13 protein-coding genes are annotated in these 15,702 nt (G+C 42.8%); 12 read left to right on the forward strand and 1 reads right to left on the reverse strand.

Going from position 1 to position 15,702, the window contains the following annotated elements; genetic code table 11:
- Positions 1-75 precede the first annotated feature (75 nt).
- The 12 genes from spoIIP to deoC all read left to right on the forward strand — a co-directional run bounded on the left by spoIIP (position 76) and on the right by deoC (position 14,086).
- The gene (gene spoIIP, locus Q8G36_RS21630; protein WP_305161931.1) at positions 76-1,275 is read left to right on the forward strand and encodes a stage II sporulation protein P; all 1,200 of its coding nucleotides are present in this window, start codon (positions 76-78) and stop codon (positions 1,273-1,275) included.
- 20 nt (positions 1,276-1,295) lie between these two features.
- Positions 1,296-1,619 (forward strand): YqxA family protein, encoded by a 324-nt coding sequence (locus Q8G36_RS21635; RefSeq protein ID WP_053535740.1) that lies wholly within the window; start codon positions 1,296-1,298, stop codon positions 1,617-1,619.
- A gap of 176 nt (positions 1,620-1,795) precedes the next feature.
- The gene (gene lepA / locus Q8G36_RS21640; RefSeq protein WP_305161932.1) at positions 1,796-3,631 is read left to right on the forward strand and encodes a translation elongation factor 4; all 1,836 of its coding nucleotides are present in this window, start codon (positions 1,796-1,798) and stop codon (positions 3,629-3,631) included.
- 89 nt (positions 3,632-3,720) lie between these two features.
- Positions 3,721-4,872, forward strand: a complete 1,152-nt coding sequence (gene hemW, locus Q8G36_RS21645; protein ID WP_305161933.1) for a radical SAM family heme chaperone HemW — start codon at positions 3,721-3,723, stop codon at positions 4,870-4,872.
- 124 nt (positions 4,873-4,996) lie between these two features.
- A complete protein-coding gene (hrcA, locus tag Q8G36_RS21650; RefSeq protein ID WP_305161934.1) occupies positions 4,997-6,025 on the forward strand; it encodes a heat-inducible transcriptional repressor HrcA in 1,029 nt (342 codons plus the stop codon).
- 99 nt (positions 6,026-6,124) lie between these two features.
- Positions 6,125-6,757 (forward strand): nucleotide exchange factor GrpE, encoded by a 633-nt coding sequence (grpE, locus tag Q8G36_RS21655; RefSeq protein WP_305161935.1) that lies wholly within the window; start codon positions 6,125-6,127, stop codon positions 6,755-6,757.
- 37 nt (positions 6,758-6,794) lie between these two features.
- Positions 6,795-8,627 carry a molecular chaperone DnaK gene (gene dnaK, locus Q8G36_RS21660; protein WP_305161936.1) on the forward strand — a complete coding sequence of 611 codons (1,833 nt, stop codon included), beginning with the start codon at positions 6,795-6,797 and terminating at the stop codon, positions 8,625-8,627.
- Between the two features lie 301 nt (positions 8,628-8,928).
- Entirely contained in the window at positions 8,929-10,044 is a 1,116-nt protein-coding gene (gene dnaJ / locus Q8G36_RS21665; RefSeq protein WP_305161937.1) for a molecular chaperone DnaJ, read from the forward strand.
- Positions 10,045-10,080: 36 nt separating this feature from the next.
- Positions 10,081-11,022 (forward strand): 50S ribosomal protein L11 methyltransferase, encoded by a 942-nt coding sequence (gene prmA / locus Q8G36_RS21670; RefSeq protein WP_305161938.1) that lies wholly within the window; start codon positions 10,081-10,083, stop codon positions 11,020-11,022.
- A gap of 138 nt (positions 11,023-11,160) precedes the next feature.
- Positions 11,161-11,913: a 16S rRNA (uracil(1498)-N(3))-methyltransferase gene (locus Q8G36_RS21675; RefSeq protein WP_305161939.1), complete on the forward strand. Its 753-nt coding sequence runs from the start codon at positions 11,161-11,163 to the stop codon at positions 11,911-11,913.
- A gap of 5 nt (positions 11,914-11,918) precedes the next feature.
- Entirely contained in the window at positions 11,919-13,256 is a 1,338-nt protein-coding gene (mtaB, locus tag Q8G36_RS21680) for a tRNA (N(6)-L-threonylcarbamoyladenosine(37)-C(2))-methylthiotransferase MtaB (RefSeq protein WP_305161940.1), read from the forward strand.
- A 158-nt stretch (positions 13,257-13,414) separates the two neighbouring features.
- Positions 13,415-14,086 carry a deoxyribose-phosphate aldolase gene (deoC, locus tag Q8G36_RS21685; RefSeq protein ID WP_305161941.1) on the forward strand — a complete coding sequence of 224 codons (672 nt, stop codon included), beginning with the start codon at positions 13,415-13,417 and terminating at the stop codon, positions 14,084-14,086.
- 588 nt (positions 14,087-14,674) lie between these two features.
- Here deoC and Q8G36_RS21690 read toward each other — a convergent pair.
- Complete coding sequence (locus Q8G36_RS21690; RefSeq protein WP_305161942.1) at positions 14,675-15,607, reverse strand: Na/Pi symporter; 933 nt, start codon at positions 15,605-15,607, stop codon at positions 14,675-14,677.
- Between the last annotated feature and the right edge of the window lie 95 nt (positions 15,608-15,702).

Raw genomic sequence — 15,702 nt, forward strand, 5'->3', positions numbered from 1 at the left:
TGCCCAAAAATGGTGTTCTACCCTTTCTAGCAAAGTCATAGGTATTAATAGACAAGCTATAGAGAGGGTGGAAGGATGAAAAGAAGAAATTCCCCAGGAATCATAACAGCTATTCACGGATCAACAATAATAAAAACTTTTCTAGGTATTCTCGCCTTGCTTCTTTTTGTTTTTTCAGTTAGTGGGGTCATGACTTCCCTTAGACCCGAGTATCGGCTATCTTCGAATTCCGTACATACTGTAGCGAACCAATTTTCAGGGAAAATGCTGTTCTCGATGCTGGCCAATGAAAACCATTATCTTTTTAATGCCCTGCCGGAAGGGAAGCAGGAATCGGTGATCACGAATCAATTGATAAAAATCTCGACCAACATTTCATTGGAGGACCCGCGAAGTTTACTTGGCAGGGAGCTTCCTGGCTTTTCGATTTTTGATAATGAGATCCTCGTGGCTGGGGAAGGAACGAATTATACGAATATGCCGTATGAATCCTCGCCTCCAGTAGACGTCCTGAATGAAGAAAGGGATGCATCCCTGCAAAACCTGGATGAGATTGAAGAACCGGAAAAAGGAGTGGCCAATCAGCCGAATCAAACGACCAATGGACGGAAAGTGGTCGAGATTTATCATAGCCATAACCGGGAATCATATCTTCCTTATTTAAAGGGCGTGACCGAACCGGACCTAGCCTACCATTCTAAAATCAATATTACGAAACTCGGGGAACGGATGGTTGAAGATCTGGCTGATAAGGGGATTGGTTCATCGCTCGATAAAACGGATATCATGGGAAATCTCAATAATAAAGGATTGAATTTTGCCAAATCCTATCAAGAGTCTCGTAAATCCGTTCAGACTGCGTTGGCTACCAACAAAGATTTAGAATATCTGATTGATATCCATCGCGATTCAAAACGGAAAAAACATACGACCATTACAATCAATGGTAAAGAGTATGCCAAGATTGCCTTCGTGGTCGGGGGCAATAACCCGAACTATGAAAAAAATGCCGCGCTTGCCAATAAGCTTCATAAAGCTTTGGAGAAAAAATACCCAGGCATTTCACGAGGGGTTATGAAACAGGGCGGATCTAGCCATAATGGTATATATAATCAAGATTTATCAGGCAATGCCATGCTCCTTGAAGTTGGCGGTGTTGATAATACTTTCGAGGAAATGTACTTAACCGTTGATGCCTTTACCGAGGTTTTCAGTGAATTTTACTGGGATGCCAAAGCGGTTGATAAAACGACTGGGGAATCGGAAGCGAAGTAATTTGAAAGGAGTTCTCTATCATGGTTCGATTTTGGTTGAAATGTACTGGGATTGTGCTCGTATTATTTTTAGGTGTTCTGATTGGGATGCAGCAAGCAAACGACGGGATGAAAAAAATGAAGGGGTATGAAGATCCCTCTTTGAATAGTGCATTCATCATTAACCAATCGGACCAAGGGGAGATGGAAGCGGATATCCTTGGCGAAAAAGTAACGAGTCATGATTTGGAGACGAAAAAAGAAAAGCTTGAAGAAATGAAAGCCTTCAATTTTTTCTCATCGATCGGCAAAACGCTTGGAGAGACCATATCCGGTGCCTTTCAAGCACTTATTGATATGATTTAGGTATGAAATAAGTTGAGTGTGCCCTGCCAAAAGGCTGCATCCGAATCCGGAGTGCAGCCTTTTTTTATCCTTTGCCATGCAATGATGCTTCTTTTGTAACTATTCTGTTGAATCTTGCATTTTCTATTGATATAATAAAAAATAGTGTATTGTGTCGACTAGTGGGAGTGAACGTCATGAATAGAGAAGAAAAATTAAAAAGACAATCAAAAATTCGTAACTTTTCCATCATCGCTCATATTGATCATGGTAAATCTACATTGGCGGATCGTATCATTGAAAAAACGAACGCCATGACTCAGCGTGAAATGAAGAGTCAGCTGTTGGATTCCATGGATTTAGAGCGTGAGCGTGGAATTACGATCAAATTGAATGCGATTCAATTGAAATATAACGCTAAAGATGGCGAAGAATATATTTTCCATCTTATTGATACACCGGGACATGTCGATTTTACGTATGAAGTGTCACGTAGCCTTGCAGCGTGTGAAGGCGCTGTCCTTGTTGTCGATGCGGCACAGGGTATTGAGGCCCAAACGCTTGCAAACGTGTATTTAGCTTTGGATAACAACCTGGAAATCATTCCGGTCATCAATAAAATTGATTTGCCGAGTGCAGATCCGGAACGGGTGCGTGGAGAAATCGAGGATGTGATCGGATTGGATGCTTCCGATGCAGTTTTGGCTTCGGCTAAAGCCGGAATCGGAATCGAGGAGATTTTGGAACAGGTCGTTGAATTGGTTCCAGCTCCACAAGGGGATCCGGATGCTCCTTTCAAGGCGCTTATTTTCGATTCACTGTTTGATGCGTACCGCGGAGTAGTTGCCTATATCCGTGTTGTTGAGGGTTCCGTTAAAGTGGGCGACAAAATCAAAATGATGTCCACTGGCAAGGAATTCGATGTTACCGAATTGGGTGTCTTCAACCCTAAAACCCAGCTGTTGGATGAACTGAACGTCGGTGATGTAGGTTTCCTTACGGCATCCATCAAAAACGTTGGTGATACGACTGTTGGTGATACGATTACAAGTGCCGTGAATAGTGCGACAGAACCATTGCCGGGTTACAGGAGGATGAATCCGATGGTATATTGCGGTTTATACCCAATTGACGCATCGAAATTCAATGATTTACGGGATGCATTGGAGAAATTGGAATTGAACGATTCAGCGCTGCAATTCGAAGCGGAATCATCGCAAGCATTGGGCTTCGGTTTCCGTTGCGGATTCCTTGGACTCCTTCATATGGAAATTATCCAGGAACGGATTGAACGTGAATTCAAAATCGATCTGATCACCACTGCACCGAGTGTTATTTATGATGTGGTCCAAACAGACGGAACGGTCCTGAAAGTGGATAACCCGTCTAATATGCCTGATGCTCAAAAGATCGAACGGGTCGAGGAGCCGTATGTCAAAGCAACGATGATGGCACCGACGGAGTTTGTCGGGACGATCATGGAAATCTGTCAAAATAAACGCGGTAACTTCATCGATATGGAATATATCGATGAGACTCGTGTGAGCATTCATTATGAAATTCCATTATCGGAAATCGTGTATGATTTCTTCGATCAATTGAAATCCAATACAAGAGGCTATGCTTCATTCGATTATGAGTTGATCGGCTACAAACCGTCCAAGCTTGTGAAGATGGATATCTTACTGAATGCTGAAACTGTCGATGCTTTAAGTTTCATCGTTCATAAGGACTTTGCTTATGAACGCGGGAAAGTCATTGTTGAAAAATTGAAGAAACTGATTCCAAGGCAACAATTTGAAGTGCCGATCCAAGCGGCAATCGGGCAAAAAATCATAGCCCGTTCTTCGATTAGTGCAATGCGCAAAAACGTATTGGCTAAATGTTACGGCGGCGATATTTCCCGTAAACGTAAGTTGCTCGAAAAACAGAAAGAAGGTAAAAAGCGGATGAAACAAGTAGGCTCCGTTGAAGTTCCGCAAGAAGCTTTCATGGCTGTTTTGAAAATGGATGATACGACACCCAAAAAATAAATAAAATAAACGATAGTTAGAAAAAAGAGGGTAGAGGAGATCTAGCCTCTTTTTCTATCGACTCATTCGATTAAAAGGTTGTGAACACAATGATCAAAAGCGCCTACCTCCATATACCATTTTGTGAACATATTTGTCACTATTGTGATTTCAATAAAGTATTTTTGCAGGGACAGCCGGTCGACGAATATTTACAGATGATGAAAAGGGAAATGGTGATGCAGCTTTCCAAATACCCGACTGCAGGTTTGGATACGGTTTTCGTCGGTGGAGGGACACCGACCTCTCTAGATGAAAAGCAGCTTGCATTCTTATGTGAAGCAATCAATGAAACCCTGCCCTTTGATCCTAAAAAGGCTGAATATACATTCGAGGCCAATCCAGGGGATCTTTCGAGGGAAAAACTCGAGATACTTTATGATTCGGGGGTCAATAGACTTAGCTTCGGAGTGCAAAGCTTCAATGATGAGTTATTAAAACGAATTGGCCGGACTCACCGGGCTTCTGAAGTTTATGAAACGATTCATTTGGCTCAAGAGGTTGGCTTTACGAATATAAGCATCGACTTGATTTATGGATTGCCGGGCCAAACGATGGAAGATTTCAAGGATACGCTGGATAAAGCGATTGCCCTTCAGTTGCCGCATTATTCCAGCTACTCATTGATCGTTGAGCCGAAGACGGTTTTTTATAATCAGATGCGAAGGGGTAAATTAAACCTCCCGCCGCAGGAGCTCGAGGCTTCGATGTATGAGAGGCTGATGGAAGAGATGGAGAAGCATGGTCTGCATCAATATGAAATCAGTAATTTTGCCCGAGCTGGGTTTGAAAGCAGGCACAACCTGACATATTGGGATAATGTGGAGTATTATGGGATTGGTGCCGGTGCACATGGCTATACTGGAGGTAAAAGGGTAGCCAATCATGGACCTGTGAAGAAATATATCACGCCATTGCTGGCGAACGAGCTGCCTGTGTTGGAAGAACACCCAGTACCGCTTCATGAACGGATGGAAGAGGAGATGTTTTTGGGTCTCCGGAAAACGGAAGGAGTTTCATTGGAAATCTTCAAGAATAAATTTTTTGTTGAAATGACGGAGATTTTCAGGAAACCGCTCGAAGAAGGATCGGCAAAGGGCCTGCTAAAGGTGGAGGGCGGGTTCGTGCGCTTGACTGAGCGGGGCAAACTGCTTGGAAATGAAGTGTTCCAATCGTTTTTAGGCGTAATTGATTCCGACTGAAGGAAATCTATGTTATTTTAACGATGAATTAGCGGTTTTCATTGTTGACATCATAAGCTTCATTTGATAATTTATTAGTATATTAGCACTCGATGAGACAGAGTGCTAACAGAGGTGATCATACATGCTAACTGATCGTCAATTATTGATTCTACAAGTGATAATCGAGGATTTCATCCATTCTGCCCAGCCAGTCGGGTCACGAAGCTTGTCGAAGAAAGATGAAATTACGTTCAGCTCTGCCACAATTCGCAACGAAATGTCTGATCTTGAAGAAATGGGGTTTTTAGAAAAAACCCATACTTCTTCCGGTAGGATCCCTTCTGAAAAAGGATATAGATATTATGTGGATCATTTACTTTCTCCTCAAGCTCCGAAAAAGAATGAAATGAAGATATTAAAATCCGTTTTTGTAGAACGAATTTATGAATTGGAAAAGATCGTTCAGAAGTCAGCGAAAATACTTTCGGAACTGACGAATTATACGGCGATTGTACTCGGGCCAAAAGTGAATGAGCATAAGCTGAAAAAAATCCAGATCATTCCTTTAAGTCCTGAAACGGCAATAGCCATCATTATTACGGATACAGGTCATGTGGAAAATCGAATGATTTCCTTACCGCCTTCTTTTGATATAAACGAAATTGAAAAGATGGTGAACATATTGAATTCCCGTTTGGTCGATGTTCCGCTAGTTGATCTAAAGGATAAGATCTATAAGGAAGTGGCAGTTCTATTGAGCCGCCACATTCATAACTATGGATCGATGGTCTCGATCCTTGCGGAGACCCTGACGGACACAAAGCCCGAAAAAATATTTTTCGGCGGGAAAACGAATATGCTGAGGCAGCCGGAGTTCCATGATATTGCTAAAGTAAGCACGCTTTTATCGATGATTGATCAGGAACAGGGATTTTATGAACTGATTACTCAAAATCCATCGGGCATCCACGTCAAGATCGGCCGTGAAAATCAAAACACAGTGCTCGATGACTGCAGTTTGATTACGGCAACCTACTCAATCGGGCAGGAGCAAGTTGGCACATTGGCCATTTTGGGTCCAACGAGAATGGAATATTCGAGAGTGATCAGTTTGCTTTCGTTTTTCTCGAAAGATTTAACGGCCCTGATGACTAAACTGTATCAAAAATAGTAGCAAAGGTAATATTGTTAAGGTGGCGGAGGAGTATATTCCGCGGCCTGGCCTATTACTTTAGCATAAATTGTATAACCCTTTTAGGGAGGTGAGATTGTGACAGAAAATAAAAAAGAAGAACAAACATTGGAAAATGAAACAATCGAGGAAAGCGCTGCAGAAGCAGTTTTCGCTGCAGAAGCAGTTTTCGCTGCAGAAGCAGTTTTCGCTGAAGAAGAAATTCCAGCGGAAGAAAACCACGAGGAAACTCCGGTTGAAAAAGATGAACTTCAATTGGCTCATGAAAAGATTGCCGAACTTGAGGCGAAAATCGAAGAAATGGATAACCGTTATCTTCGTCTGCAGGCCGATTTTGATAATTCAAGACGCCGTGCCAAGCTTGATATGGAGGCGGCTCAAAAATATAGAGTTCAAAGTATTGCTAGTGATTTAGTGGAGGCTCTTGATAATTTTGAAAGAGCTACAAAAATCGAAGCGGAAAATGAACAGACGAAATCCTTGCTTCAAGGCATGGAAATGGTCTATAAAGCGATTACTGATGCATTGACTAAAGAAGGCATCGAACCGATCAGTTCGGTTGGCGAAGAGTTCGATCCGCGTTTGCATCAAGCGGTCATGCAAGTTCAAGATGAAAACTTCGGTTCGAACATCGTCGTCGAGGAATTCCAAAAAGGATACCTTCTTAAAGACCGTGTGATTCGACCTGCAATGGTAAAAGTGAACGAATAGGATTTTTACATATAAATAATTGGGAGGTAGTGAAACTATGAGCAAGATTATTGGTATTGACTTAGGTACAACAAACTCTTGTGTATCTGTACTTGAAGGCGGGGAACCAAAAGTAATCCCGAATCCAGAAGGAAACCGTACAACTCCATCCGTAGTGGCATTCAAAAATGGAGAAAGGCAAGTAGGGGAAGTGGCAAAACGCCAAGCGATTACAAACCCTAACACGATCATTTCCATTAAACGCCATATGGGTACCAACCATAAAGAAGTAATTGAAGGAAAAGAGTACTCACCTCAAGAAGTTTCTGCAATCATCCTTCAATACTTGAAATCATACGCTGAAGAGTATCTTGGCGAAAAAGTCACTAAAGCGGTTATCACTGTACCTGCTTACTTCAATGATGCAGAACGTCAAGCAACTAAGGATGCTGGTCAAATTGCCGGCCTTGAAGTGGAACGTATCATCAATGAACCGACAGCTGCAGCACTTGCATACGGTTTGGATAAAACGGAAGAAGATCAAACGATCCTTGTATTCGACCTTGGCGGCGGTACATTTGACGTGTCGATCATGGAACTTGGGGACGGCGTTTTCGAAGTTAAGTCCACAGCTGGTGACAACCGTCTAGGTGGGGATGATTTCGACCAAGTCATCATCGATTACCTAGTTGAAGCATTCAAGAAAGAAAACGGAATCGATCTTTCAAAAGATAAAATGGCGGTTCAACGTTTGAAAGATGCGGCTGAAAAAGCGAAAAAGGATCTTTCCGGCGTAACGTCAACTCAAATTTCTTTACCATTCATCACAGCTGGAGAAGCTGGCCCGCTTCACTTGGATGTAACGATGACTAGAGCTAAATTCGATGAGCTTTCTACAGGTCTTGTGGAACGTACTATGGGACCAACTCGTCAAGCATTGAAAGATGCTGGTCTTTCAGCATCTGAAATCGACAAAGTAATCCTTGTTGGTGGATCTACACGTATTCCTGCGGTTGTTGAAGCAATCAAAAAGGAAATCGGTCAAGAACCAAGCAAAGGTGTAAACCCTGATGAAGTGGTGGCTATGGGTGCTGCAATTCAAGGTGGCGTATTAACAGGGGATGTTAAAGACGTTGTCCTTCTTGATGTAACTCCACTTTCACTTGGAATTGAAACGATGGGCGGAGTATTCACGAAACTGATTGACCGTAATACTACGATTCCGACAAGTAAATCACAAGTATTCTCGACAGCGGCTGATAATCAAACGGCAGTTGATATCCATGTCCTTCAAGGTGAGCGTCCAATGTCAGCGGATAACAAAACTCTTGGTCGTTTCCAATTGAGTGACATTCCGCCGGCACCGCGTGGAGTTCCGCAAGTTGAAGTGACATTCGACATCGATAAAAATGGTATCGTGAATGTACGTGCGAAAGATCTTGGCACGAACAAAGAACAAGTGATCACCATCAAATCATCTTCAGGACTTTCTGATGAAGAGATCGAACGCATGGTACGTGAAGCGGAAGAAAATGCCGATAGCGATAAACAACGTAAAGAAGAAGTTGAACTTCGTAACGAAGCTGATCAATTAGTTTTCCAAACGGAAAAAACGCTTAAAGATCTAGAAGGCAAAGTGGACGAAGCGGAAGTAACAAAAGCGAATGAGGCGAAGGACGAACTGAAAGCTGCAATCGAGAAAAATGAGCTTGAAGAAATCCGCGTGAAAAAAGATGCGCTTAACGAAATCGTTCAAGCTTTGACTATGAAGCTTTATGAAGAAGCGGCAAAAGCTCAGCAAGCTGGCGAAGCCGGTGCTGGCGAGTCTGCTCAAGACGATAATGTGGTTGATGCTGAATACACGGAAGTTAACGAAGAAGAGAAAAAATAAAAAGTGACCCAATCGGGACGCTGATATATTGGGCAGTATTTCTGCCTGCCATTGTAAAAAAGTCAAAGTCAGGTTATCTTGACTTTGGCTTTTTTTACAGTGAATGGAATCATTGTCGGGAATTGTTGCAAATCACTGGTGGGGAATCGTGGGATTTTAGAGAAAAATGTGTGCAAATTGGGGCTGGCAATACCATTTACAAAAATGTGTTAAAGCCGTTTGTACTTTTCTAGTTGATTATTATCTTCGTTCAGTGATAATATTACCTTTATGTGAATCGAATCGGGAGTGGATTTTAGATATGAGTAAACGCGATTATTATGAGGTGTTAGGCCTTTCGAAGAGTGCTTCGAAGGATGAAATCAAAAAAGCGTATCGAAAGCTCTCCAAACAATATCACCCTGATATTAATAAAGCGGACGATGCTGCGGATAAATTCAAGGAAATCAAGGAAGCTTACGAAGTATTGAGTGATGAACAGAAAAAAGCCCATTATGACCAATTCGGACATACAGATCCCAATCAGGGCTTTGGCGGTCAGGACTTTGGCGGTTTCGGCGGTTTTGAAGATATTTTCAGTAGCTTCTTTGGCGGCGGCGGACGCAGGAGAGATCCTAATGCACCGCGTCAAGGGGCGGATTTACAGTATACGATGACGCTTTCTTTTGAAGAGGCTGCATTCGGAAAAGATACTGAGATCGAAATTCCGCGTGAAGAGAATTGTGATACATGTAAAGGATCCGGTGCCAAACCAGGTACAAAAGTGGAAAACTGTTCACATTGTCAAGGAACCGGTCAATTGAATGTTGAACAAAACACAGCGTTCGGAAGGATTGTGAACCGGAGAGCATGTCACCATTGTCAAGGAACAGGAAAAATCATTCCTAATAAATGTTCAACATGCGGCGGCGACGGAAAAGTCCAAAAACGCAAAAAGATCCAAGTCAAGGTGCCAGCAGGTATTGATGATGGCCAGCAGTTGCGTGTAACCGGCCAAGGAGAGCCAGGAATCAATGGCGGTCCGGCAGGAGACCTGTATGTAGTCTTCCATGTGCGCAGCCATGAATTCTTTGAGCGGGATGGCGATGATATTTATTGTGAAATGCCGGTTACTTTTGCCCAGGCAGCATTAGGCGATGAAATAGAAGTTCCGACGCTGCATGGTAAAGTGAAGCTGAAGATTCCAGCAGGTACACAAACAAGCACCCGTTTCCGTTTAAAAGGCAAAGGTGTTCCGAATGTCAGAGGATATGGCCAAGGAGATCAGCATGTGGTCGTATTAGTGGTCACCCCTAAGAAATTAACGGAAAAACAAAAGGACCTGCTTCGTGAGTTCAGTGATATCAGCGGACAAGGTGTTGATGAACAAGAAGATGGCTTTTTCTCAAAAGTAAAGCGTGCTTTTAAAGATAGGTGAATAGAAGTAAAAGAACAAATTGGGAGTTGGTAGATTATGAAGTGGTCTGAATTTGCAATCCAAACAACGAATGAAGCGGTTGAACCTGTTTCGAATATTCTTCATGAGGCAGGTGCGAGTGGTGTTGTCATTGAGGATCCTCTAGAATTAGTCAAGGAACGTGAAAATGTTTTTGGCGAAATCTACCACTTGAACCCAGATGATTATCCGGATGAAGGTGTAGTCATTAAGGCTTATCTGCCCGTTAACAGCTTCCTTGGCGATACCATTGATGCTATTAAGGAATCAATCAATAATCTCCTTCTTTTTGATATAGACCTTGGGAAAAATGTTGTTTCAATTAGTGAAGTGAATGAAGAAGAGTGGGCGACGGCTTGGAAAAAATATTATAACCCCGTCAAGATATCCGAACGTTTTACAATCGTGCCAACATGGGAAGACTACACTCCGGTAAGCAGTGACGAATTGATCATTGAACTTGATCCAGGCATGGCCTTCGGAACGGGTACACACCCGACGACGGTCATGTGCATCCAAGCGCTGGAGCGTACAGTATCGCCTGGGGATTTAGTCGTTGATGTAGGAACGGGTTCTGGTGTTCTAAGCATTGCAGCTGCATTATTGGACGCAAAACGAATCCAGTCCCTTGATTTGGATGAAGTGGCAGTACAGTCAGCCATACAAAATGTGGAATTAAATAACGTACAGGATAAAGTATCCGTTTCACAAGGCAATTTGCTGGATGGTGTGAATGAACAAGCGGATATCGTCGTGGCTAATATTCTTGCCGAAGTGATCATGCGTTTTACGGATGATGTAGCGAAAGTGGTTAAACCTGGCGGATATTTCATCGCCTCAGGAATCATTCAAACTAAGAAACAAGATGTGAAGGATGCGATTATAGCATCTGGTTTCACCATTGAGGAAACGATCTTGATGGAAGATTGGGTGGCAATAATCGCAAAAAGAAATGATTAATTGAAAAAGTTACTCTGATTATCGGGTTTTTTGATAGTCAGAGTACCTTTTTTTAGCTTGAATCTTTGCACGGCTTGCATTCTGGATTCCTGACTGTTAGCCTGTGAGTTTTTTAGACTAGACGAAGTAGGTGGCAGTGTGCAACGGTATTTTCTTAACGAAGTAGACATCAATGGAAACACGGTGACGATATCAGGCGATGATTTTCACCATATCGCCAGGGTGATGAGAATGGGACCAGGGGAGCGGATCATCACGGTGAAAGGTAATGGTATGACAGCTATCGCGGAAATTTCGGAAATTACTGATGATGCTGTTATAGGGACCGTTACCGAATGGAAGAATGAAGAAAAGGAACTTCCTGTAAGGGTTGTGATAGCGAGCGGTCTGCCTAAAGGGGATAAGTTGGAATATATCGTTCAAAAGGGTACTGAACTGGGTGCCGTTGAATTTATCCCTTTTATTGCTGCTCGTTCGGTGGTAAAATGGGACCACAAAAAGGTAGGTAAGAAATTGGAGAGGCTCCAGAAGATTTCAAAAGAGGCGGCTGAGCAATCTCACCGCACGGTTATCCCTGCCATCAAGGATCCGATGACGGCAGATCAGCTAGCTGGGTATGCTTCCGGTTTCGATCATAAATTAATCGCTTTTGAAGAAGAGGCAAAACGGGGTGAAACTTCCGTACTCGCTTCTGTCTTGAAAGATATTACCGCTGGGCAATCCATCCTATTCGTTTTTGGGCCTGAAGGTGGTTTAGCAGATAAGGAAATTGAAAAACTGACTGATGCCGGTTTTATGGCTTGCGGTCTTGGACCAAGAATATTAAGAACTGAAACAGCACCTTTATATGCACTTTCCGCTGTTTCTTATCATGTAGAACTTTTGAGGTGATGAAAATGGCAACGGTCGCTTTCCATACATTAGGCTGTAAAGTGAATCATTATGAAACAGAGGCGATATGGCAATTATTCAAAACTGGGGGATATGATCGTGTTGAGTTTGAAAATACATCAGATGTATATGTCATCAACACATGCACGGTGACAAACACTGGCGATAAGAAAAGCCGTCAGGTCATCCGTCGTGCCATTCGTAAGAATCCGAATGCCGTCATAGCGGTGACGGGATGTTACGCACAGACATCGCCGGCAGAAATCATGGCCATACCAGGTGTGGATATTGTTGTAGGAACACAAGACAGGGTTAAACTCCTTGATTACATCGAGCAATTCAATGTTGAACGTGAACCAATAAATGCCGTAGGAAATATCATGAAAAACCGTGTCTACGAAGAGTTGGATGTACCTGCTTTTACAGACCGTACACGCGCTTCACTGAAGATTCAGGAAGGTTGCAATAATTTCTGCACTTTCTGCATCATCCCCTGGGCTCGTGGCTTGATGCGTTCCCGCGATCCAAAAGAAGTCGTTCACCAGGCTGAACAGCTTGTCGAGGCAGGCTATAAAGAGCTAGTCCTTACCGGAATTCATACTGGCGGCTACGGAGACGATTTGAAAGACTATAATTTGGCGATGCTGCTGCGGGACTTGGAAAAAATCGATGGGCTGAAGCGTATCCGTATTTCATCCATTGAAGCCAGCCAAATTACAGATGAGATCATTGAAGTGCTGACGAATTCGAAAAAAGTGGTACGTCATTTGCATATACCCATCCAATCGGGCTCCGATACCGTTCTAAAACGGATGAGACGTAAATATACGATGGATTTCTTCGGTGATCGAATCGAAAAGCTGAAAATTGCACTTCCGGGTCTTGCTGTTACCTCTGATGTCATCGTAGGTTTCCCAGGTGAAACCGAAGAAGAATTCATGGAGACATATAACTTTATAGAAAAATATAAATTCTCCGAACTTCATGTTTTCCCTTATTCAAAACGGACAGGGACTCCGGCTGCCCGTATGGGAGATCAAGTGGATGAAGATGTCAAAAATGAACGCGTCCATCGCCTTATCACGTTGTCGGATCAGCTGGCAAAAGAGTATGCCTCCCGATTCGAGGGGGAAGTTCTTGAAGTCATTCCTGAAACGAAGTTGGAAAATGGCCTTTATGAGGGCTACTCCGATAATTACATGAAAGTCGTCTTCCCGGCTTCGGAAGAAATGGTCGGTGAAATCGTCAAAGTGAAAATTACAAAGTCTGGCTATCCATTTAGTGAAGGTCAGTTCGTGACGGTCGTGAAGGATTTTCCGTTGCAACAAGCATCCAATATCTAAGACAGCGGTTAATCGCTGTCTTTTTTTTATCCTCTTTTTAAATGTGTTTTCTTGGCACATTCGGGTAAAGACTATATATATCGTCAAAGTGGATAAACTATGGTATCATGAGAGGTACGTACAACTAGTTATAGATTGTTTTTGAGGAGGATTTATACATGTCACAAAATGTAGCAGGTTTAATTGACCACACGTTATTAAAAGCAGATGCAACCAAAGAGCAAATAAAGGTATTATGCGAAGAAGCAAGAGAGTATAACTTTGCTTCCGTATGCGTAAACCCAACTTGGGTGAAATATGCAAGTGAACTTTTGGAAGGTTCAGAAGTGAAAGTTTGTACGGTTATCGGCTTCCCTCTAGGTGCAACCACACCGGAAACCAAAGCTTTTGAAACGAAAGACGCCATCGCCAATGGCGCTCACGAAGTGGATATGGTGATCAATATCGGCGCATTGAAGGACAAGGATGATGAGTTGGTAGAGCGGGATATTCGTGCTGTGGTAGCGGCATCCACTGGTAAGGCTCTTTCAAAAGTGATCATTGAAACTTCTTTATTGACTGATGAAGAAAAAGTCCGTGCATGTGAATTGGCCGTAAAAGCCGGAACGGATTATGTGAAAACATCAACTGGTTTTTCGACCGGCGGAGCGACAGTTGAAGATATCACACTTATGAGGAAAACGGTTGGCCCGGATATCGGTGTCAAAGCTTCAGGCGGAGTCCGCAACACGAGCGATGCCCAGAATGTGATTGAAGCTGGTGCAACAAGAATTGGAGCAAGTGCAGGTGTCTCCATCGTAAAGGGCTTAACGGCTGATTCCGATTATTGATTTTGTAGGGGAACGTATAATAAGTCCCAGAATAAAACAGGCGGAGAAAAATAAATTATTTTTCTCCGCCTGTTTTTTATTACTCCCATAAATAAATCGGATTGTCATTCAACTGGTGATATCCCATGCCTTTGGACCTGTATCATTTTTGGAACCCATAAATTCAAAAAAGCTAATTGTGGATAATGGATATTAGGGGGTATCAAACAGGTTTAAACGTGCTTATATTAAATGCATAAACAGAGGAGGAAAATGAAAATACGGGTTTTTAATTTTCTTTTATCATCAACACTGCTTACGATGAGTGGTGAAATTCCGGGTATGTAATACCTCAATAACCGTTTTATTTATAAGGACAGTACCTGTTTTTTATCTAACATCTTTCTCTAATAAAGGTTTGATGATTTTGATAGTAGCTGCTGTTATATTGAGTGCTTTAACTTAGTAAATCATAAAACCAATTATAAAAAGATTAACTAAAACCAGTAATCATTTATCCTTTTATATCTGTTGCAGCTACATATTATGTCTAATCTTCCCCCGAAGCTGCCCCCAAAAGAAAAACTCTAATGACTTTTGGACAGCTCATTATTTTTTTAAGTGTGGCCGATGCACCAAAAGGATGAGGTTGGAGAATTGCCGTGCGAAAGGCAAGACGGCCAAAGAGGTCAAGATATTGAAAATGACACTGGCATGGGCGAGCTGTGTCCCCTTGTTTTCGGTGAAAAAGGCAGCGGTGCTTTCCAGTATGTCCACAAAAGGCAGGAATGCGGCAACTCCGATGACGTTTAGCCATATATGTGCATATGCTGTGAAGGCAGCTTGTCTACCAGAACCGATGCTGGCCATGTATCCGGTGATGCAAGTGCCTATATTCGATCCGAGCATGATGATGATTGCGGAGGAGACGGATAACTCCCCATTCATCAAAAAGCTCATGGCTATCCCGATGGTTGCCGAACTGGAGTGAATGAGTGCGGTCAATAATATTCCTGCTAATAGGGCATAACTCATATGGCTCTCTATGTAATGGATGAGCGTTTGAATGGATGGATTCGCTGCAATCGGTGTCGAAAGCGTTTTAAAACCGCTCATCGCCGCGAAGATGGCCGAGATTCCGATCAGGGACATCCCTAAGCTTCTCGGTAATGCTTTTGGCATGAAGCAAAGGAAAGCGCCGCTTACGACACCGGGAATGATCCAACGATCCAAAGAGAAGGTCATGAACTCTGCTGTAAAGGTGGAGCCGATATTCGTTCCAAGAATAATCCCGATTGTTTGCGGGAACGTTAAGCTTCCTGCGGAAACGAGGCCGACCGTCATGACCATGACCGCTGAGCTGCTCTGCAGGATCCCCGTGAAGATGGTTCCGGCCATGAAGCCTTTCCAGGGCTTATCCGTAACCTTTGAAAGAAAAGTTTTTAATGCTGCACCGGACAAATTGAACAGTCCGATTCGTAAAACTGACATACCTGCCAAAAATATCGCAATGAATAAAAGGAATAAAAATAGCTCATGCATGACCGTCACCCCTTAGTAAGCTTATGGCCCATTAACGGGAGACATGCTATAAATTGGATTTTCATGCAAGTTGAATGATCGTTTAGTGAAAAATT

This window comes from Peribacillus frigoritolerans, from assembly GCF_030676415.1.
Taxonomy (GTDB): Bacteria; Bacillota; Bacilli; order Bacillales; family DSM-1321; genus Peribacillus; species Peribacillus frigoritolerans_A.